Annotated in this window: 18 protein-coding genes and 1 tRNA gene; 12 read left to right on the top strand and 7 right to left on the bottom strand. The window is 71.5% G+C overall.

Annotation, left to right across the window (positions count from 1 at the left end; all coding sequences use genetic code 11):
- Positions 1-2 precede the first annotated feature (2 nt).
- The gene (locus GNT64_RS02445) at positions 3-3,050 is read left to right on the top strand and encodes an adenylate/guanylate cyclase domain-containing protein (RefSeq protein ID WP_156678068.1); all 3,048 of its coding nucleotides are present in this window, start codon (positions 3-5) and stop codon (positions 3,048-3,050) included.
- Positions 3,047-3,973: an alpha/beta hydrolase gene (locus GNT64_RS02440; protein ID WP_231639200.1), complete on the top strand. Its 927-nt coding sequence runs from the start codon at positions 3,047-3,049 to the stop codon at positions 3,971-3,973. The genes GNT64_RS02445 and GNT64_RS02440 overlap by 4 nt, the downstream gene beginning before the upstream one ends.
- Before the next feature lie 14 nt (positions 3,974-3,987).
- Here the strand turns inward: GNT64_RS02440 and GNT64_RS02435 are convergent, their stop codons facing one another.
- Positions 3,988-5,595, bottom strand: a complete 1,608-nt coding sequence (locus tag GNT64_RS02435; protein WP_156678067.1) for a serine hydrolase — start codon at positions 5,593-5,595, stop codon at positions 3,988-3,990.
- A gap of 201 nt (positions 5,596-5,796) precedes the next feature.
- Here GNT64_RS02435 and GNT64_RS22155 point away from each other — a divergent pair, with 201 nt between their 5' ends.
- The 7 genes from GNT64_RS22155 (at position 5,797) to GNT64_RS02405 (ending at position 13,870) form a co-directional block, all read left to right on the top strand.
- Positions 5,797-5,922, top strand: coding sequence for a hypothetical protein (locus GNT64_RS22155; protein WP_277873257.1), 126 nt, complete (start codon positions 5,797-5,799; stop codon positions 5,920-5,922).
- A 120-nt stretch (positions 5,923-6,042) separates the two neighbouring features.
- A complete protein-coding gene (gene kdpF, locus GNT64_RS02430; protein ID WP_038665721.1) occupies positions 6,043-6,132 on the top strand; it encodes a K(+)-transporting ATPase subunit F in 90 nt (29 codons plus the stop codon).
- Positions 6,133-6,145: 13 nt separating this feature from the next.
- Positions 6,146-7,849, top strand: coding sequence for a potassium-transporting ATPase subunit KdpA (kdpA, locus tag GNT64_RS02425; RefSeq protein ID WP_156678066.1), 1,704 nt, complete (start codon positions 6,146-6,148; stop codon positions 7,847-7,849).
- Between the two features lie 15 nt (positions 7,850-7,864).
- Positions 7,865-9,910, top strand: coding sequence for a potassium-transporting ATPase subunit KdpB (gene kdpB, locus GNT64_RS02420; RefSeq protein WP_156678065.1), 2,046 nt, complete (start codon positions 7,865-7,867; stop codon positions 9,908-9,910).
- Positions 9,911-9,921: 11 nt separating this feature from the next.
- Entirely contained in the window at positions 9,922-10,491 is a 570-nt protein-coding gene (gene kdpC, locus GNT64_RS02415; protein WP_156681381.1) for a potassium-transporting ATPase subunit KdpC, read from the top strand.
- Positions 10,491-13,184 carry a sensor histidine kinase gene (locus GNT64_RS02410; protein WP_156678064.1) on the top strand — a complete coding sequence of 898 codons (2,694 nt, stop codon included), beginning with the start codon at positions 10,491-10,493 and terminating at the stop codon, positions 13,182-13,184. The genes kdpC and GNT64_RS02410 overlap by 1 nt, the downstream gene beginning before the upstream one ends.
- Positions 13,184-13,870 (top strand): response regulator transcription factor, encoded by a 687-nt coding sequence (locus GNT64_RS02405; RefSeq protein ID WP_156678063.1) that lies wholly within the window; start codon positions 13,184-13,186, stop codon positions 13,868-13,870. Before GNT64_RS02410 ends, GNT64_RS02405 begins: the two co-directional genes overlap by 1 nt.
- A 43-nt stretch (positions 13,871-13,913) precedes the next feature.
- Here GNT64_RS02405 and GNT64_RS02400 read toward each other — a convergent pair whose 3' ends face one another.
- The 4 genes from GNT64_RS02400 to GNT64_RS02385 all read right to left on the bottom strand — a co-directional run bounded on the left by GNT64_RS02400 (position 13,914) and on the right by GNT64_RS02385 (position 15,624).
- Positions 13,914-14,402 carry a GAF domain-containing protein gene (locus GNT64_RS02400; RefSeq protein WP_156678062.1) on the bottom strand — a complete coding sequence of 163 codons (489 nt, stop codon included), beginning with the start codon at positions 14,400-14,402 and terminating at the stop codon, positions 13,914-13,916.
- Positions 14,403-14,428: 26 nt separating this feature from the next.
- Positions 14,429-14,842, bottom strand: coding sequence for an alternative ribosome rescue aminoacyl-tRNA hydrolase ArfB (gene arfB / locus GNT64_RS02395; RefSeq protein ID WP_156678061.1), 414 nt, complete (start codon positions 14,840-14,842; stop codon positions 14,429-14,431).
- Positions 14,829-15,518 (bottom strand): RluA family pseudouridine synthase, encoded by a 690-nt coding sequence (locus GNT64_RS02390; protein WP_156681380.1) that lies wholly within the window; start codon positions 15,516-15,518, stop codon positions 14,829-14,831. The genes arfB and GNT64_RS02390 overlap by 14 nt, the downstream gene beginning before the upstream one ends.
- A gap of 32 nt (positions 15,519-15,550) precedes the next feature.
- Positions 15,551-15,624: transfer RNA gene (locus GNT64_RS02385), tRNA-Gln, on the bottom strand.
- A 139-nt stretch (positions 15,625-15,763) separates the two neighbouring features.
- Here GNT64_RS02385 and GNT64_RS02380 point away from each other — a divergent pair.
- The gene (locus GNT64_RS02380; RefSeq protein WP_156678060.1) at positions 15,764-16,822 is read left to right on the top strand and encodes a Ppx/GppA phosphatase family protein; all 1,059 of its coding nucleotides are present in this window, start codon (positions 15,764-15,766) and stop codon (positions 16,820-16,822) included.
- A gap of 9 nt (positions 16,823-16,831) precedes the next feature.
- Positions 16,832-17,518 carry an RlmE family RNA methyltransferase gene (locus tag GNT64_RS02375; protein ID WP_156678059.1) on the top strand — a complete coding sequence of 229 codons (687 nt, stop codon included), beginning with the start codon at positions 16,832-16,834 and terminating at the stop codon, positions 17,516-17,518.
- Between the two features lie 22 nt (positions 17,519-17,540).
- On the opposite strand, the gene GNT64_RS02370 is transcribed toward GNT64_RS02375, so the two are convergent.
- A complete protein-coding gene (locus tag GNT64_RS02370; protein WP_197277253.1) occupies positions 17,541-18,104 on the bottom strand; it encodes a methyltransferase family protein in 564 nt (187 codons plus the stop codon).
- A gap of 1 nt (position 18,105) precedes the next feature.
- Complete coding sequence (locus GNT64_RS02365) at positions 18,106-18,300, bottom strand: hypothetical protein (protein WP_156681379.1); 195 nt, start codon at positions 18,298-18,300, stop codon at positions 18,106-18,108.
- Between the two features lie 105 nt (positions 18,301-18,405).
- On the opposite strand from GNT64_RS02365, the gene GNT64_RS02360 reads away from it, so the two are divergent.
- The gene (locus GNT64_RS02360; protein WP_156678057.1) at positions 18,406-19,908 is read left to right on the top strand and encodes an ArnT family glycosyltransferase; all 1,503 of its coding nucleotides are present in this window, start codon (positions 18,406-18,408) and stop codon (positions 19,906-19,908) included.
- Positions 19,909-19,918 lie beyond the last annotated feature (10 nt).

The following is a 19,918-nucleotide window of genomic DNA, read 5'->3' as shown; positions in this document are numbered from 1 at the left end:
TGATGCGCACGTCCCTCGCGCGGCGCGTCGGCCTGCTCGGCGGCGACAGCGACAGCTCGCGCGGCCGGCTGCTGTTCGGCATCCTGGTGCTCGGCCTGATGCTGGCGCTGTGCGCGCCGATGTTCGTCGATCTGATCGCCCACGATGCACCCCGCGCGGAGAACGGATCGATCAGCTATCGCGGCTGGGGCCGCCTCGCCGCCCCGGTGCAGCTGGACGGCAAGTGGCGCCTCGTCTGGCTGGGCGCCGACGGGTCTGACGTGCCGCCGGGCAGCAGCACGCTGGCGGACGTGCCGGGCGGCTGGGCCGGCCTGCCGATGCCCGGCGGCGGACGCCTGCCGCCGTCCGGCGTCGCCAGCTACCGGCTGGTGATCCGCGATCTGGCGCCGGGCCGCTACACGCTGCACATCCCGATCACCTTCGCCGCCGACCGCGTGTTCATCGACGGGCGGCTGGTGGAGGCGCGCGGGCGCATCGCGACGAACCGCGCCGGCACCCGCTACGATCTGCGATCGCACGAGATATCGTTCGAGGCGGGCGGCCGGCCGCTCTCGCTGCGCATCGATCTCGGCGCCTTCCTGCACCGCGACAACGGCTTCGTCGATTCGCTGATCTTCGGCGAGGCATCGGCGATGCGCCGCTGGATCGCGCTGGAATGGATGAAGGACCTGCTGTTCCACAGCGCGCTGCTGCTGCTGGCGCTGAACGGGCTGGTGGCCTACCTCTTCCGCCGGCAGGACCGGCCGTCCCTCTATCTGTCGCTGGCGGCGCTGTGCGGCATACCGGGCACGGCGATCCTCAGCTATGACAATATCCTGCTGCTGGCGCTGCCGGGCCTGAGCTTCACCGCCGTGCTGGCGCTGCAATATATCCCGACCGCGCTCTTCATCGGCTTCTTCCTGGCCTATTCGCGCGCCCTGTTTCCGCGCGAGACGCCGGTGCTGCTGTTCCGCGCGCTGATCGCGCTGGTCGGCGCCTTCTTCCTCGCGCAATGCTTCGCCTTCGCTCGGGGCGACACGCTGCTCGCCTCCAAGATCGCGATCGCCTGGCCGCTGGTGCTGGGATCGAGCCTGCTGGGCATCCTGACGATCGTGCTGCGCGCGGCCCTGCGCGGGCGGGACGGGGCGCTGGTGTTCCTCGTCGGCATCGCCGTGTTCACCCTGTTCGCGGTCAACGCCGCGCTTGTCTGGTCCGGCATCATGCCGGTCGGGCTCGGCCTCAGCACCGCCTCGCTGCCGCTCGGCATGCTGATGCTGCTGTTCTCGCACTTCGTGGTGGTGGCGGAGCGGTGGTCGCTGGCGATCGTCTCCGCCGAGCATATCAACGCCGACCTGCGCGAGCTGATCGAGGTGAACTCCGCGATCACGTCCGAGATGCAGCTGGACGTGCTGCTCGCCCGCATCATCGAGGTGACGAGCCGCATCCTCAACGCCGACCGCAGCTCGCTGCTGCTCTATGACGAGCGCACCGACGAGCTCTGGTCGCTGGTGGCCGAGGGGCTGACCACGCGGGAGATCCGCATCCGATCGGATCAGGGCCTCGCCGGCCACGCCTTCACCCATGGCGAGATCGTCAACGTCGCCGATGCCTATAACGATCAGCGGTTCAGCCGGACGGTCGATACCTCAACGGACTATCACACCCGCAGCATCCTGACGATGCCGGTCACGGCGCGCGACGGGCGGCGGCTGGGCGTGATGCAGACGCTGAACCGCCGCGACGGCCGCCCGTTCAGCGACGACGACGTCAAGCGGATGGTCGCCTTCGCCGCGCAGGCCGCGATCGCGATCGACAATGCGACCCTGTTCTCCGAGGTCGTCACCTCGCGCAACTATAACGAGAGCATCCTGCGCTCGATGTCGAGCGGCGTCATCACGCTCGATCGCAGCGCCGAGATCGCGAAGCTGAACGCCGCCGCCAGCGCCATCCTGAACCTGCCGGCCGACGTGCTGGAGGGCGTGAACGCGCGCCAGCTGCTGGCTGACACCAACCCCTGGCTGCTGACCGAGATCGACGCCGTGGCCGCCACGGGCGAGCGCAAGTCGCTGATCGACGTCGACCTCGTCGTCGGCGGCGAGAAGACGATCTCGGCCAACATCACGATCGTGCCGCTGCTGGGCGACGGCGGCTCGGTGGGCCTGCTGCTACTGATCGAGGATATAAGCGAGGGCAAGCGCATGCAGGGCGCGATGCGCCGCTTCATGACGCAGAAGGTGGTCGATCAGGTCCTCTCGCGCGGGGACGAGCTGCTCTTCGGCACCGCCTGCCAGGCCAGCGTGCTGTTCGCCGACATCCGCAACTTCACCACCATGGCCGAGGCGCTGACCCCGCGCGAGACGGTGGACATGCTAAACGAGGCGTTCACCGAGTTCTTCGAAGCGGTGGCCGCCTATGACGGCGTGCTCGACAAGTTCATCGGCGACGCGATCATGGCGGTGTACGGCGCGCCGCTGACCACCGGGCGCGATCCGGAGAACGCGGTGGCCAGCGCCGTGCAGATGCTGCGCGCGCTGCACCTGCTGAACCAGGGCCGCGCCGCGCGATCGCTGCCGCCGCTGCGCCTGGGCGTCGGCATCGCCACTGGCGAGGTGGTGGCCGGCACGATCGGCAGCCCCAAGCGGATGGACTACACCGTGATCGGCGACAGCGTGAACCTCTCCTCGCGCCTGCAGGATCTCACCAAGGGCTACGGCGTCGAGATCCTCGTCGACGAGGCGACGGCGGCGGCGGTGGCCGATCGCCACGAGCTGCGCGAGCTGGACGTCATCACCGTGCGCGGGCGGCAGCGGCCGGCCAAGATCTTCCAGGTGCTGCACGATGCCGGTGGCGTGGAGCAGGGCCGCGCGGCGATGCTGGCGGATTATCGCCGTGGCCGCGAGCGCCTGTTCGCGCGCGACTGGAAGGGCGCCGCCGCCGATTTCGCCGCCGCCCTCGTCAACAACCCGCAGGATCGGCCGTCGCTGCTGATGCTCGATCGCGCCAACGCGCTCGCCGCCGATCCGCCGGCCGCCGACTGGAACGGCGTCTGGCACAATAGCGGCAGCAAGTGATCGCGCCGCCACACTCCGGGCAGCCGCGCGGCTGGCGGCGGGCGGCGGGCGGCGCGCTGCTGGTGCTGATCGCGATCGCGGGCGCGCTCGGCGCGCTCTACGCCCGATCGCCGCCGGGGGCGCTCGACACCGTCGATCGCCTGTTCACCCTGGGCACGGCCGCACGCGTGGCGCAGGGCGTACCGTTCGCGCCGGCCGCGGGCGACCGGCTCGACATCTGGGCGGCGGCCTCCGGCGGCGCGCGGCGGCCGGTGGTCGTCTTCTTCTACGGCGGCTCGTGGGTGAGCGGGCGGCGGCAGGATTACGGCTTCGTCGCCCGTGCCTATGCCGGCGAAGGCTTCGTCGCCGTGGTGCCCGACTATCGCAAGGTGCCGGGCGTGCGTTTCCCCACCTTCGTCAGCGATGCGGCGGCGGCGGTCGCCTGGGTCCATCGCAACATCGCCCGCTACGGCGGCGATCCCGATCGCATCCTGCTCGTCGGTCACTCGGCGGGGGGCTATCTGGCGATGATGCTGGCGCTGGACCGACGCTATCTGGCGGCGCAGGGGATCGATCCGGCGGTCGTGCGCGCCGCCGCCGGGCTGGCCGGCCCCTATGATTTCTATCCCTTCACCTGGCAACCGGCGCGGGATGCGATGGGCGCCGCGCCCGATCCGCGCCAGACCCAGCCGATCACCTTCGCCCGCGCCGATGCGCCGCCGCTCTGGCTCGCCACCGGCACCGCCGACGGCACGATCCGCCCGCGCAACGCCTACGCGCTTGCCGCACGGCAGCGCGCGCTCGGCAGCCGCCGCACGGTGCTGCGCACCTATGCCGGGCTCGGCCATCAGGGCATCGTCATGGCGCTCTCCCGGCCGTTCCGCGGCCTGGCGCCGGTGCTGGCGGAAAGCGCCGCCTTCCTCCGCGCGCAATCAGCGGAGTAGGCGACGGCCGTGCGTCACGAGGCGGGCCGGAAATCGAGATGCTGATAGTCGTAGCTGAAGTCGGCCAGCGGCGAGAATGGCGTCATGGTGATCCGCTGCACGCGTCCCTCGCTGACGGCGAAGCGCACGAGGGCATCCTCGAAGCCGGTCGGAAAGCGGGTGCGGAACGTGTCGGCACCCCACGGCTCCAGCGCGCCCTTCAGATCGGGCGTCGGCACGAACGCGATCGCCAGGCCCTGTCCGGATCGGCGCACCACGACATCGCCGTACCAGGGATCGCCGTACCGCCCGGCATAGGCCTGCAGCGGTAGCGAAGGGCCGCCGGCGGGTGGCCGATCCAGCGAGGCGTTCGCGGTCTTCAGCAGCGTCTGCCGCTTGTCGGCATCGGTGGCCCGCTGGATCGCGACCCAGTCGGCTGCCGGCGCGCCGATGAGATGATCGATGATCGCGTTGCGCAGTCCATCGGGCGAAGCGCCTTCCGCATTGGAGAAGACGGCGACGCCAAGCCCCCTTCCCGGCAACAGCGCCGTGCGGGTGATCTGGCCGTTCAGGCCGCCCGCATGGCCGATGAGCCGTTCGCCGCGATAGTCCGAGACGCCCCAGCCCAGGGCATAGGCCCTGAGGACCGAGCGCGCCGGATTCGCCGCCGTCCGGCCGTCGCTGGTGCCGACGATGACCTGCGGCGTCCACATCTCCTCGGCCTGCGCGGCGGACCAGATGCGCGTGCCGTCGGGCGCCACGCCCCGGGCGAGCTGAGTCAGCATCCAGCGCGCCTGATCGGCGACGCTCGCGTTGATCCCGCCCGCCGCCTCGACATTGTCGCCACGCTCGCCCTGCGGCTGCACGACCGTCATCGGCCCCTCGCCCAGCAGCCGGCCACCGCGCCGCCCGTGGCGCCCGGCGACGTCGGTGGCGGTGAGCAGGTCCAGGTTGGCCACCGCGTCCGCCGCGCCGATCGGCCGCAGCAGCCGCGTCGTGACGAAATCGCGCCACGGCATACCCGAGACTTGCGCGATCAGGAGCCCGGCGACGGTGTAGAGGATATTGTCATAGGCGTAGCCGCTGCGGAACGGGCGCTCGGCCTTCAGGTACGCCAGCGCCTTCAGCGCGTCGGCCGCCTTGTGCGTGGTGTCGGGGAAGAACAGCAGGTCGCCCGCGCCCAGCGGCAGGCCGCTGCGGTGGCAGAGCAGGTCGCGCACCGTCACCAGCGGCGTGATCGCCGGATCGTGCATGCGGAACGCGGGCAGATGGCGGACGACCGGATCGTCCAATCCCAGCCTGCCCTCGTCGACGAGGATGGCGAGCGCCGCCGTCGTGTACGCCTTGGTGTTCGACGCGATGGCGAAGCGCGTGTGCGGGCCGACCGGATCCGGTCGGCCGAGCGTGCGCACGCCATAGCCCTTGAGGTACGGCTGCGGCGTCGCCCCGACGATCGCGACCGCATAGCCCGGCACCTCGAACGCCTTCCTGAACCGCTCGACCTCGGCATCGATGTAGGCGGGATCGAAGCGCGCGAAGTCGCCGACGGGCATCGCGGCGGCGGGAATGCCCGCGAGCGCCGCCGCGAGACCGCCGCCGCCCGCCGCGAGCAATCCTCTGCGGCTGATGGCACTTGCCGACATGCGCTTTCCCCTTCCGCAATCGATCCATCTTCCTAGCCGGGGCGCACGCCGGCCGGCAATCGCCGAAGATCGGCCGAAACATATGCGCGCACTATGCGAAACACCGGAATCGATCTCGCATTCAAACGCGGCGTGCGCCTAATCGCATGTCCCTGAAGGCCTTGCCGATGGTGTCGGCGGCCACTCCGCTTGGGGGCATGCATGAAGTCCACACATCCGATCATCGCGACGGCGACGACGCCGCATTGCGCGATCCGCCTCGCCCGGCCCGGCTCCGGCAGGGGGCGGCACGGCGTGGCCTGCGGCCGGCCGGTCGTGGCGTTCTGAGGAGAAGCGGCGATGGAAGACCTGCTCTGGATCGCGATCATGATCGGGCTGGTGGCGGCGACGCTCGCTTATGCCCGCCTGTGCGACAATGCCTGACCCCCTCCCGCCTGAGGTGATGCGATGACCCTCGATCTGTGGCTGGCGGCGCTCACCGCGCTCGGCCTGCTCCTCTACCTGGTGGCGGTCCTGATCCGCCCCGAACGCTTCTGAAGGAGGCGGCATCATGACCGTACAGGGCTGGATCCTGATCCTCGGCTTCGTCGCCATCCTGCTCGCGCTCACCCGGCCGGTCGGCGCGTGGCTGTTCGCGCTCTACGAGGGCCGCCGCACGCCGCTGCACGTCGTGCTCGGCCCGGTCGAGAGCGGCTTCTACCGCCTCGCCGGCATCGATCCGCAGCAGGAGCAGGGATGGCGGCGCTACGCGCTGCACATGCTGCTGTTCAACGTCGCGCTGATGGCGTTCACTTATGCGGTGCTGCGCCTGCAGGGCGTGCTGCCGGGCAATCCGCAGGGGCTCGCCGGGCTGTCGCCGCACCTCGCCTTCAACACGGCCGTCAGCTTCACCACCAACACCAACTGGCAGAGCTACGGCGGCGAGAGCACCATGTCGAACCTCAGCCAGATGCTGGGGCTGACGATCCACAACTTCCTCTCCGCGGCCACCGGCATCGCCCTGGCCTTCGCGCTGTTCCGCGGCTTCGCGCGGCGCGAGAGCAGGACGGTCGGCAATTTCTGGGCCGATGTGACGCGCGTGACGCTCTACCTGCTGCTGCCGCTCTGCATCGTCTACACCGTCTTCCTGATCGCCTCGGGCGTGCCGCAGACCCTGGCCGGCACGGTGAACGTCGGCACCCTGGAAGGCGCGCAGCAGGTGCTGGCGATCGGCCCGGTCGCCAGCCAGGAAGCGATCAAGATGCTCGGCACCAACGGCGGCGGCTTCTTCAACGCCAATTCCGCCCACCCGTTCGAGAATCCGACCGCGCTGACCAACCTCGTCCAGATGCTGTCGATCTTCGTGATCGGCTTCGGCCTGACGTGGACGTTCGGCAAGGCGGTGGGCAACACGCGCCAGGGCTGGGCGATCCTGTCGGCGATGGTCATCCTGTTCCTCGCCGGCGTCACCGTCACCTACTGGCAGGAAGCGGCCGGCAATCCGGTGCTGCACGGCCTGGGCGTGGCCGGCGGCAACATGGAAGGCAAGGAGGTCCGCTTCGGCATCGCCGCCTCGGCGCTGTTCTCGGTCGTCACCACCGCCGCGTCGTGCGGTGCGGTGAACGCGATGCATGACAGTTTCACGGCGCTCGGCGGCATGATCCCGCTGTTCAACATGCAGCTGGGCGAGGTGGTGGTCGGCGGCGTCGGCGCGGGCATCTACGGCTTCCTGCTGTTCGCCATTCTCGCGGTGTTCGTCGCCGGGCTGATGGTGGGCCGCACGCCCGAATATGTCGGCAAGAAGATCGAGAGCCGCGAGGTGAAGCTGGCGGTGCTGGCGATCGCGGTGCTGCCGCTCGCCATCCTGGGTCTGGCCGCTCTGTCGTCGGTGCTCGGCCAGGGGCTGGCGGGGCCGCTGAACAAGGGGCCGCACGGCTTTTCGGAGATCCTCTACGCCTTCACCAGCGCCGTCGCGAACAACGGCTCGGCCTTTGCCGGGCTCACCGCCAACACGCCCTACTATAATGGCCTGCTGGGCGTCGCGATGTGGGTGGGCCGCTTCTTCATCATCGTGCCGATGCTGGCGATCGCCGGCAGCCTGGCGGCGAAGCGGCACACGCCGGAGAGCGCGGGCTCCTTCCCCACCACCGGCGGCCTCTGGGTCGGCCTGCTCGTCGGGATCATCCTGATCCTGGGCGGCCTCACCTTCCTGCCGAGCCTCGCGCTCGGTCCCATCGCCGATCATCTCGCGATGATCCGCGGCACATTGTCCTGACGGGGGGGCGCCACCATGGCCCAGACATCGCAAAGCCGAACCCGGACGAAGAGCCTGTTCACCGCCGACCTCGTCGTGCCGGCGATCAGGGCGTCGTTCGTCAAGCTCGATCCGCGGCAGCTGATCCGCAATCCGGTCATGTTCGTCACCGCCGCCGTGGCGACGCTGATGACGCTCCTCCTGGTCGTCGGACAGGACGATCTGAGCGTCGCCTTCAAGGCGCAGCTCGCCGCCTGGCTCTGGCTGACGGTGCTGTTCGGCACCTTCGCCGAGGCGCTGGCGGAAGGGCGCGGCAAGGCGCAAGCCGCCTCGCTGCGCGCCACCAAGGCCGAGCTGACGGCGAAGCGGCTGAGGAACGGCCGCACCGAGCAGGTCGCCGCGAGCGAGCTGCGCGCCGGCGACCTCGTGCTGGTCGCCACCGACGACCTGATCCCGGCCGACGGCGAGGTCGTCGAGGGCGTGGCCTCGGTCAACGAGGCGGCGATCACCGGCGAGAGCGCGCCGGTGATCCGCGAGGCGGGCGGCGACCGTTCGGCGGTGACGGCGGGCACCCGCGTCATCTCCGACCAGATCACGGTGCGCGTCACTGCCGATCCCGGCCAGGGCTTCCTCGATCGCATGATCGCGTTGGTCGAGGGCGCGGAGCGGCAGAAGACGCCCAACGAGGTGGCGCTCACCATCCTGCTCGTCGGCCTGACGATCATCTTCCTGATCGCGGTCGGCACCATTCCGGGCTTCGCCGCTTATGCCGGCGGGTCGATCCCCGTCGCGATCCTGGCTGCGCTTCTCATCACGCTGATCCCCACCACGATCGCCGCGCTGCTGTCGGCGATCGGCATCGCCGGCATGGACCGGCTGGTGCGCTTCAACGTGCTGGCCAAGTCCGGCCGCGCGGTGGAGGCGGCGGGCGATATCGACGTGCTGCTGCTCGACAAGACCGGCACGATCACCATCGGCGACCGCCAGGCGTCCGAGTTCCGCGCGGTGGGCGGCGCCAGCGACGCCGAGCTCGCCGAGGCGGCCTTGCTCGCCAGCCTGGCCGACGAGACGCCGGAGGGCCGATCGATCGTGGTCCTCGCGCGCGACAGGTTCGGCATCCGCACCAGCGCCCTGCCGGACGCGGCCGAGGTGATCCCCTTCACCGCGCAGACCCGCATCTCCGGCGTCAGGACGGCCGATCTGCTGGTGCAGAAGGGGGCGGTGGAATCGATCCTCAAGGCCAATGCCGGCCTTGGCGAGACCGCCGCCGCAACCGAGCTGCGCCGCGTGACCGACGAGATCGCCCGCGCCGGCGGCACGCCGCTGGCGGTCGCCAAGAACGGGCGGCTGCTCGGCGCCATCTTCCTCAAGGACGTGGTCAAGGCCGGCATCCGCGAGCGGTTCGGCGAGCTGCGCCAGATGGGCATCCGCACGGTGATGATCACCGGCGACAACCCGCTGACCGCCGCCGCCATCGCCGCCGAGGCGGGAGTCGACGATTTCCTCGCCCAAGCGACGCCGGAGGACAAACTGGAGCTGATCCGCAAGGAGCAGACCGGCGGCCGGCTGGTGGCGATGTGCGGCGACGGCACCAACGATGCCCCCGCCCTCGCCCAGGCCGATGTCGGCGTGGCGATGAACACCGGCACGCAGGCGGCGCGCGAGGCGGGCAACATGGTCGATCTGGACAGCGATCCGACCAAGCTGATCGAGGTCGTCGGCCTCGGCAAGCAGCTGCTGATGACGCGCGGCGCGCTCACCACCTTCTCGGTCGCCAACGATGTCGCGAAATATTTCGCGATCATCCCCGCCATGTTCGTGGTGCTGTATCCTGGGCTCGGCGTGCTGAACGTGATGGGGCTGGCGACGCCGCAGTCGGCGATCCTCTCGGCGATCATCTTCAACGCGATCATCATCCCGATGCTCGTGCCGCTGGCGCTGCGCGGCGTGGCCTACAGGCCGATGGGCGCCGGCCCGCTGCTCGCGCGCAACCTCGCAATCTACGGCCTGGGCGGCCTGATCGCCCCGTTCGTCGGCATCAAGGCGATCGACCTTGTCGTCGGCGGCCTCGGCCTCGCATAAGGATCCGGATGATGGGCAGTGATTTCACCTCGGCGCTGCGGCCCGCGATCGTCATGACGATCCTGTTCGCTCTCCTGCTGGGCCTCGCCTACCCGCTGGCGATGACGGGCATCGGCCAGGCGGTGTTCCCGCACCGGGCCAATGGCAGCCTCGTCACGGTCGGCGGGCGCACGATCGGGTCGGAGGTGGTGGGGCAGGCCTTTACCGCCGACCGCTACTTCCAGACGCGCCCGTCCGCCGCCGGCAAGGGCTATGACGGTCTCGCCTCCTCGGGCTCGAACCTCGGGCCGGCCAGCCGGGCGCTCGTCGATCGCGTCCGGCCGGACGTGGCCCGGCGTCGGGCGGAGGGGATGGCGACGCCGCTTCCGGCCGATCTGGTTACGGCGAGCGGATCCGGCCTCGATCCGGATCTGTCGCCGGCCGCCGCGCAGGCGCAGGCGCCGCGCATCGCGCGCATGCGCGGCCTGCCGGTGGAACAGGTCCGGGCGCTGGTGGCGCGCGGGACGGAGGACTCGCTGCTGGGCGAGCCGACCGTCAACGTGCTCGCCCTGAACCGCGCGCTGGACGCCCTTCGCCGCTGATGGCCGGCGGCGGTCCCATCGGCGGCGGTGGGGACCGGCCCGATCCCGATGCCCTGCTGCGCCAGGCGGCGCAGGAGGGGCGCGGTCGGCTGAAGGTGTTCCTGGGCGCGGCACCCGGCGTCGGCAAGACGTTCGAGATGCTGTCCGAAGGTGCGTCGCGCAAGCGCGACGGCGTCGACGTGGTCGTCGGCGTGGTCGAGACCCACGGCCGCCCCGAGACCGAGGCGCTGACCCGCGGCCACGAGATCGTCGCCCGGCGCGAGGTACCCTACGAGGGCCGCGTACTGCACGAGATGGACCTCGACGCCATCCTGGCGCGGGCGCCGCGGCTGGTGCTGGTGGACGAGCTTGCCCACACCAACGCCCCCGGCAGCCGCCACCCCAAGCGCTTCCAGGACGTCGAGGAGCTGCTTGACGCCGGCATCGACGTCTATTCGACGATCAACATTCAGCACGTCGAGAGCCTGAACGACGTGGTCGCCAGCTTCACCCGCGTGCGCGTGCGCGAGACTGTGCCCGACAGCGTCCTCGAAATGGCCGAGATCGAGGTGGTCGACATCCCGCCGGACGAGCTGATCGAGCGGTTGAAGGCCGGCAAGGTCTACCTGCCGCACGAGGCGACGCGGGCGCTGGGCCATTTCTTCTCCAAGTCGAACCTCTCGGCGCTGCGCGAGCTGGCGCTGCGCCGGGCGGCGCAGGCGGTGGACGCGCAGATGCTGGAGCATGTCCGCGCGATGGGCGTGGGCGGAACCTGGGCGGGCAGCGATCGCATCGTCGTGGCCATAAACGAGCTGCCGGGCGCCGACACCCTCGTCCGCGCCGCCAAGCGCGTGGCGGACGGCCTGCGCGGCCCGTGGACCGCCCTGTTCATCGAAACGCCGCGCACCGCCCACTTCACCGCCGAGCAGCACAGCCGCGTGGCGAGCACGATGACGCTCGCCACCCAGCTCGGCGCGGCCGTGGCGACGGTTCCGGCGACCGGCGTGGTGGAGGGCATCCAGACCTTCCTCGCCGATGCGCGGGCCACGCAGCTGGTGATGGGCAAGTCGCGCCGCTCGCGCTGGTTCGAGCTGCGTCACGGCTCGGTCGTCGATCGGCTGATCCGCGATACGCCGGGCGTGACGGTGCACGTGCTGCCGATGGAACATGCGCCGACGCCGACGGACCCCGGCCGCCGGCGCCCGGCCGCCGCCTGGGGATCGCCCGCCGGCTATGCGATCACCGCGCTGATGGTCGCCGCCGTCACCGCCGTGGCGAGCGCGCTGTTCCACATCCTGGACCTCGGCAACGTCGCCCTGCTCTATCTGCTGCCGGTGATGGCCGCCGCCAGCTTCTACGGCCTCCGCACGGGCATCTTCGCCGGCATCGCCGCCAGCCTGGCCTACAACTTCTTCTTCCTGCCGCCGGTCGGCACGCTCAGCATCAGCAACCCGGAGAACCTCGTTTCCGTGATCGTGCTGCTCGGCATCGCCATCGCCACCAGCCAGCTGACCGCGCGGGTGCGGGCGCAGGCCGATCTGGCGGCGGCGAGCGCGCGGAGCAACGCGACCCTCGCCGGCTTCCTGCGCCAGATCACCAGCGTAAACGATGCCGCGGCGGCCGCGCAGATGATCTGCGACGACGTCAAGCGGCTGTTCGACGTGCAGGTGCTGGTGCTCGCCCCCGCCGCCCAGGCCGGGCTGGAGATACTGGCGGCGAGCGATCCCGGCTATCGGCTGGACACGATGGATCAGGCGGCGGCCACCTGGGCGTTCGATACGGGCAACATCGCCGGCAAGGGATCGGGCACGCTCACCGCCTCCGAATGGCTGTTCCAGCCGCTGAAGACGGGCGATCACGTGCTCGGCGTGCTGGGCATCGCCCGCGACGCCGGCGGCGATCCCGTGCGCGCGGACCAGCGTCCGCTGCTCACCAGCCTCATCGATCAGTCCGCGCTGGTGCTGGAACGGCTCCGCCTGGAGGCCGAGATGCGCGACGTGGACGTGGTGAGGACGCGGGACCGGCTGCGCGCCGCCCTGCTCTCCTCGGTCAGCCACGATCTGCGCACGCCGTTGACCGCGGTGATCGCCGCCGCCGACCAGCTCGATCACGGCGCCACGCCGGAGCTGATCGGCACGATCAAGGCGGAGGCGGCGCGGCTGAACCGCTTCGTCGCCAATCTGCTCGACATGGCCCGGGTAGAGGCGGGCGCCCTGAAGCTGAACGTCGAGCCGGTGGACCTCAGCGACGCCGTCACCAGCGCCACGCACGACGCCCGCCGCGCGCTGAAAGGGCATGCCGTGCAGCTGGACGTGCCGCCCGATCTGCCGCTGATCCGCGCCGATCCGCAGCTGCTGCACCACTGCCTGCTCAACCTGCTCGACAATGCCGGGCGCTACGGCGATCCCGGCACGGCGATCGTGATCGAGGGGCGCCACCGCTACGGCGAGATCCGCCTCGCCGTGCTGGACAACGGACCGGGCCTGCCGCCGGGCCGCGAGAGCGAGGTGTTCGAGACGTTCCGCCGCCTCGAAGGCTCCGATCGCGCGGCCGGCGGCACGGGCCTCGGCCTCGCCATCGTCAAGGCGTTCGCGGAGGCGATGGGGATGACGGTGGAGGCCGGCAACCGCGAGGACGGATCGGGCGCCGCCTTCGCCCTGGTCTTCCCGACGCCGCTGATCGTGCGACCCGTCGCCCCCGAGAGCATCGCCTGATGCCGGTCAGGATCCTGGTGGTGGACGACGAGGTCGCGATCCGGCGGCTGCTGCGCAACACGCTGGAACGTGCGGGCTACGGCGTGGTGGAGGCGGCCAACGGGCGCGAGGCGATCGCAAGCGCTGCGGCCGAGCATCCGGGCGCCGTGCTGCTCGACCTCGGCCTGCCGGATCGCGACGGACTGGGCCTGATCCCGCTGCTGCGCCACGATGGCGACACGGTGGTGCTGGTCGTCTCGGCCCGCGACGCGACGGACGAGAAGGTCGCCGCGCTCGATCTGGGCGCCGACGACTTCGTGACCAAGCCGTTCGATACCGAGGAGCTGCTCGCCCGGTTGCGCGTGGCGCTGCGCCATCGCGGCGGGCCGGAGACGACGCCGAAGGTCGTGAAGAAGGGCGACCTGACGATCGATCTCGATCGCCGCATCGTCCATCGCGGCGGCGAGGAACTGCATCTGACGCGCAAGGAGCATGACGTGCTGGCGGTCCTCGCCCGCCACATCGGCCGGGTCGTGACGCATGACCGCATCATCGCGGCGGCGTGGGGCGGCGACGAGGATCCGCGCGTGGAGTATCTCCGCATCGTCATCCGCAACCTGCGGCAGAAGCTGGAGGCGCCCGAGCCCGTCGGCAGCGTGATCGCGAACGAGCTCGGCGTCGGCTATCGCCTGCGGGCGGACGGCTGAGCATGGCCGCCGCCGCGCTGGCGCGCGGCGATCAGTGGCGGGCTCAGCCCTCGCTCACCCGCCCGGCGATCAGCGCCGCCAGGGCGACGCAGCCGGCGATGTCCTCCTCGTCGAACCGGCCGCGCACCGGGCTGTCGAGATCGATGACGCCCACCAGCCGCGATCCGTGCAGCAGCGGCACCACCAGCTCGGCCGCGGAATCGGCATCGCACGCGATGTGGCCGGGGAAGGCGTGGACATCCTCGATGCACAGCGGCCGCCGCGCCGCCGCCGCCGTGCCGCACACGCCGCTGCCATAGGCGATGCGGATGCAGGCGGGCTTGCCCTGGAACGGCCCGAGCACCAGCTCGCCGCCGCGCGCACGGTAGAAGCCCGCCCAGTTCAGCCGTGGCAGATACTGCCACAGCAGGGCCGCGACATTGGCCATGTTCGCGACCGGATCGGGCTCGCCCGCGGTCAGCGCGTCGGCGGCGGCGAGCAGGTCGCGATAGAGCGCGGCCTTGTCGTGCGTGTCGATGGCGAACTCGTACATCTCCGCCTCCCTCAATCCCGCCCCCGTCAATCCATGTCCACCCGGCCGCGCGCCCGCTTCACCGCGCCGCGCAGGCCCTTGCCCTCCAGCCGCCGCGCCTTGGCCGCCTTGCTGGGCTTCGTCTTCACCCGCCGCACCGGCGCGACATGCGCCCGGGCGAGCAGTTCGCCCAGCCGCTCGCGCGCATCGGCCCGGTTGGCTTCGCGCGTCCGGTGGGTCCGTGCAGTGAGCACGATCACTCCCTCGTCGGTAAAGCGGCTGCCGGCCAGCGCCTTCAGCCGCGCGAACACCGCCGGCGCCAGCCGCAGCGCGTAGACGTCCAGCCGGATCTGCACGGCCGTCGCCACCTTGTTGACGTTCTGGCCACCCGGTCCGGTCGCGGCGAGGAACCGTTCGGAGAGCGCCTCCTCCGGCACCGGGTGGCTCTCAGGCGGCGGCATCGCCCGCATCCCCGATGCCGGCGCCGAAGCCGGCGGCGCCGAAGGACGGCGGCAGCGGCGCCGTGGCGTCGATCGCCGCCCTGGCCCCGCGCGGCACGATCAGCCGGCGCGCGTGCAGCAGCATCGCCGGCCCGCCCCCGAACTCCGGCGCGCCATAGACCGGATCGCCCAGGATCGCGGCCCCCAGGCCGGCGGCGGCATGCACGCGGATCTGATGCGTCCGCCCCGTCTCCGGCATGAACGCCACCAGCGCCCGCGTGCCCCGCACGGCCAGCCGTTCCCAGCGGGTGCGCGCCGGCTTGCCGTTCGCATCCGGCACGATCCGCCAGCCGGCTTCGCGCGTGGAGACCTTGGCGAGCGGCATGTCGATCAGCCCGCTGGCCGCCTGCGGCACCGGCGAGACGACCGCCCAGTAGGTCTTGCCGACCGACGCCGCCTCGAACGCGGCGGCGAAGCGGCGATGGGCCTTGGGGTTGCGCGCCAGCAGCAGGCAGCCGGACGTGTCCCGATCCAGCCGGTGCACCGCGCTCGGCTGCCGCTGAAAGCCCATGCGCAGGCTGTCGAGATGATTCTCCAGGCTCAGCGTGCCGTCGCGCACCGCCGTCACCGGCAGGCCGGCGGGCTTGTCGAGAACGATCGCCTCGGCATCGATGAAGAGGATCCGGTCGGCCAGCATCCGCGCGTCCTTGCCCGAGCCTTCCGACATGCTGGATGCCCCGTGAGGATTCGAACCTCAATTGACGGAGTCAGAGTCCGTAGTCTTACCTTTAGACGACGGGGCAGCAGCGGACCGCGCGATAGGCGGCGGGCAGAGGCGTGTCAACGCGCTTTCGCCGCCGCCCTTGCCGCCCGGCCGGGCGCCGTCTAGGCTGGCACCCAAGTGCCGGCAATCTTTGCCGACGATATGAGAAGTGACAGACGATGGCGCACCAGCCCGAAGCGGCCGCGCCGCCCGCCGGCCCGCTGCCGGGCGGATCGGCATCGGCCCCCCACCCCCGCCCGCCCGCGCGCCGCACCTATGCGGCGCTCGATCTCGGCACCAACAATTGCCGCCTGCTCGTCGCCCGGCCCGTCGACGACGGCTTTGTCGTTGTCGACGCCTTCTCCCGCATCGTCCGGCTGGGCGAGGGGCTGGGCGCGACCGGCCGGCTGGGCGAGGCGGCGATGGATCGCGCCGTCTCCGCCCTCTCGGTCTGCGCCGACAAGCTGCGCCGCCGCCACGTCAGCCTCGTCCGCTCGGTCGCGACGGAGGCGTGCCGCCGCGCCGCCAACGGCCGCGCCTTCGTCGAACGGGTGCATCGCGAGACCGGAATCCAGCTGGAGATCATCTCGGCCGAGCAGGAGGCGCGGCTCGCCGTCATCGGCTGCCACGCTCTGCTGGAGCCGGGCGACGGGCCGGCGCTGATCTTCGACATCGGCGGCGGCTCCACCGAGCTGGTGCTGATCGATCCCGGCGCCGGCGAGCCGCGCATCATCGACTGGTTCAGCGCCCCCTGGGGCGTCGTCTCGCTCACCGAGAGCGAGACGCACGAGGTGGCGGACGAGGACGCACGGCTGGCGGCCTATGCGCGGATGCGCGGCCGCGTGGCCGATGCCTTCGCCGGCTTCGCGAGCGCGCTGCGGGCGCGCGGGGCGGAGCCGCGGCGGCTGCTGGGCACCAGCGGCACCGTCACCACCCTCGCCAGCCTGCACCTGGAGCTGCCGAGCTACGATCGCCGCGCGATCGACGGCCTCGTCGTGCCGGCGGCGGCGATGCGCGGCATCAGCACGCGCCTGTCCGCCATGTCGCTGGCGGAGCGCGCGACGCTCGCCTGCATCGGCCAGGAGCGCGCCGACCTGGTCGTCGCCGGCTGCGCCATCCTGGAAGCTATCCTCGATCTGTGGCCGGCCGACCGCCTCGGCGTCGCCGATCGCGGCATCCGCGAGGGCATCCTCCGCTCGCTGATGGCGCGGGACCATGGCGGCGGGCGCCGGCCATGAGGCCGAACGATGAGTAGGGGCGGATCGGGCGGGCGCCAGCGCGTCAAGACCGGGCGCGGCCGCACCGCCTCCTCCACCCGCTGGCTGGAGCGTCAGCTGAACGACCCCTATGTGCGCCGCGCCAAGGCGGAGGGCTATCGCTCCCGCGCGGCGTACAAGCTGATCGAGCTGGACGAGCGGTTCGGCCTGCTGCGCGGCGTCACCCGCGTGATCGATCTCGGCATCGCACCCGGCGGCTGGGCGCAGGTGGTGCGCCGGCAGGCGCCCAAGGCGGCGGTGGTCGGCATCGATCTGCTGCCGGTCGATCCGATCGACGGCGTCGTCATCCTGCAGATGGACTTCATGGACGAGGCCGCACCCGAACGGCTCGCGACGGAACTCGGCGGCCTGGCGGACCTGATCCTGTCGGACATGGCGGCGAACACCGTCGGCCATCCGCAGACCGATCACCTGCGCACGATGGCGCTGGTCGAGGCCGGCTGCGCCTTTGCCGCCGAGATGCTGCGGCCCGGAGGCGCCTACGTCGCCAAGGTGCTGGCCGGGGGCGCCGACAATGACCTGGTGGCCGAGCTGAAGCGCCTGTTCGCCACGGTGAAGCATGCCAAGCCGCCGGCCAGCCGCAAGGATTCGTCGGAATGGTATGTGATCGCGCAAGGGTTCAAGGGCGCCCCGGCGGCGACGAACCCGCCCGCCTGAGGCGCGGCGCGCCCGGGCCGCGTCAGCGCGGCGCGAACGGCACGATCATCGGCACGCGCGCGGAATAGGCGTCGTAGTCGGCCGCGCCGAGCTCGCGCCGCAGCAGATCCTCCTCGCGGCCGGCCTTGGCCAGCAGCACGATCGTCAGCACGGCCGCCCCCGCCAGCGCCGCCGGCGTCGCCCGCAGCAGCGCCAGCGCCCAGGCGGCCGCGATGAAGCCGGTGTAGATCGGGTGGCGCACCAGCGCGTAGGGGCCGCTCGCCACCACGCGATGCCCCTCGCGCAACGTCATCATGCCGGACCAGAGCCGGCCGAGATGCACCCGCGCCCACCAGGCGAAGGCGAAGGCGGCGATCTCCGCCGCCAGCAGCGGCCACGCCAGCAGCGCCGGATCACGCCACAGCGGCGGCCCGCTCAGCGGCGGTCGGGCGAACAGCAGCGTGAAGGCGGCGGCGAAGGCCAGTATGTAGCCCAGGCTCAGCCGCAGCGTGGCGCGGGAGCGTGCGGCACCCGTCCACAAAGCGGCACCCCACCAGCTTGCGAGGAAGACGAGCCACAGCGCAAAGGCGAGCGGGCCGGCGCCCACCTCAGCCTTCCAGATCGAGGAAGGCGATCACATCATTGTCGGTCGCCAAATAGAGGCCCTCCTGCATCTCGGCCGGCTGGCATCGGGCCAGCGTCACCGCCTCGCCGAGCGGGCCGTAGAACAGGGTCTGCGCGCCGCCATCCCCTTCATCGAGATGGTAGAGCCGCACCGAGACCGTATCGGAGACCGTCCGCATCGCGTCACCATGCGGCCGCATCCGCTCGCCCGCAAGCGGCGGCAGGGTTAAGCCGATCTATACCGGCGCCGCCCTAAGCGGGCGACCGCACGACAGGGCGGACCGATGACGAACCAGCCGACGACGACGCAGTCGATGACCACGCAGCCGGCGCGCCGAGCCGAACCCATGCCCGCCGCCGAACGCACGCTCTGGCCCGTGCTGCTGGCGCTGCTGGGCGCGGTGGCGCTGGCGATCGGCTGGGTCGGCTTCATCGCCTCGGACGATTCGCTCTACTTCGCCGGCGCGATGCGCTGGCTGACGGACGGGCCGTCGCCCGGGCTCGATCACTGGTCCACCCGCTTCCCACTGATCCTCTCCTTCGCCGCCGCCCTGCGCCTGCTGGGCGAGGGGTTCGCGGCGTTCGCCGCCACGGCGGTGGCGTGGCATGTGGCGCTGGTGGCGCTGGCGGGCGCGCTGGCGGCGCGGATCGGCGGGGCGCGCGCGGGCTGGATCGCGGCCATCCTGATCGCCACGATGCCGGTGATCGTCAGCCATGCCTCCACCGTCTCCTGCGATCTGGCGGAGGCGTGCTTCCTGCTCGCCGGCGCGTGGCTGCTGTGCGCCGAAGGCGGCGGCCGCGATGCCCTCACGCGCGCTCTGGCCGGCGGCCTCTGCTTCGGCCTCGCCATCCTGTGCCGGGAGACGGCGCTGCTGGCGCTCGTCGCCTTCGGCCCGCTGTTCCTGCTCGGCCGGCCGATCGATCGCCGCCTGCTGCTGGCGGCCGGCATCGGCATCGCTCTGGTGCTGGGGCTGGAAATGCTGTTCCAGCAGGCGATGACGGGCGATCCGCTGCACCGCTACGCCCTCGCCTTCAATCATGACGACCATATCGATCGCGCCGCCAATCTGGAGGGCAATGTCCTGCTCCACCCTGCGATCGATCCGCTGCTGGTGCTGCTGGTGAACGACGATTTCGCCCTGCTGTTCTGGCTGGCCGCCGCCGCCCTGGGCTGCGGCGCCCTGCGCGGGCTGCCGGCGGAGGGCCGCCGCCGGCTGGCCGTACTCGGCGCGATGGCGCTGGCGAACTTCCTGATCGTGGCGGTGCTCTACCACAAGCTGGTGCTCAATCCGCGCTACTTCACCCTGCCCGCCATCGTCGCCGCCTTCGTACTGGCGGTATGGCTGGCACGGCTGCCCCGCCTGCCGCGCGCGGCGCTGCTGGCGCTGACGGTCGCGACGAACCTGCTGATGCTCAGCGTCGGCAACGCCCACCCGCGCTGGGCGCTGGAGGCGACGGTCGCGGCAGGAGCGGCGAACCGGCACGCGATCGTGCGGGCCGATCCGGACGTCGTCGCCCGCGCCTATCTGCCGCTGCGCTTCGGCGGCATCGCCAACGTGCGCCCCGCCCCCGCCACGCCCGGCGACCTGCTGGTCACGGAGCAGCCGCCGGTCGATCCCACCTTTCCGGTCGCGCGCTACCCCGCGCCGCCCACGCGGCTCGGCGCGCTGGTGGAGGCGCTCGGGATGCAGTCGCTGGTGCCGTCGCCGATCGCCCGCCGCCTGCTCCACCCGAGCCCGGACGCCTTTCTGGTGCGGGTGCCGCCCGGCCCGCGCGCGCCGGCCTGAGCTCTCGGCC

The organism is Sphingomonas profundi, from assembly GCF_009739515.1.
GTDB lineage: Bacteria > Pseudomonadota > Alphaproteobacteria > Sphingomonadales > Sphingomonadaceae > Alterirhizorhabdus > Alterirhizorhabdus profundi.
Note: the sequence above shows the minus strand (reverse complement) of the source record. Positions and strands in the feature narration are given on the sequence as shown.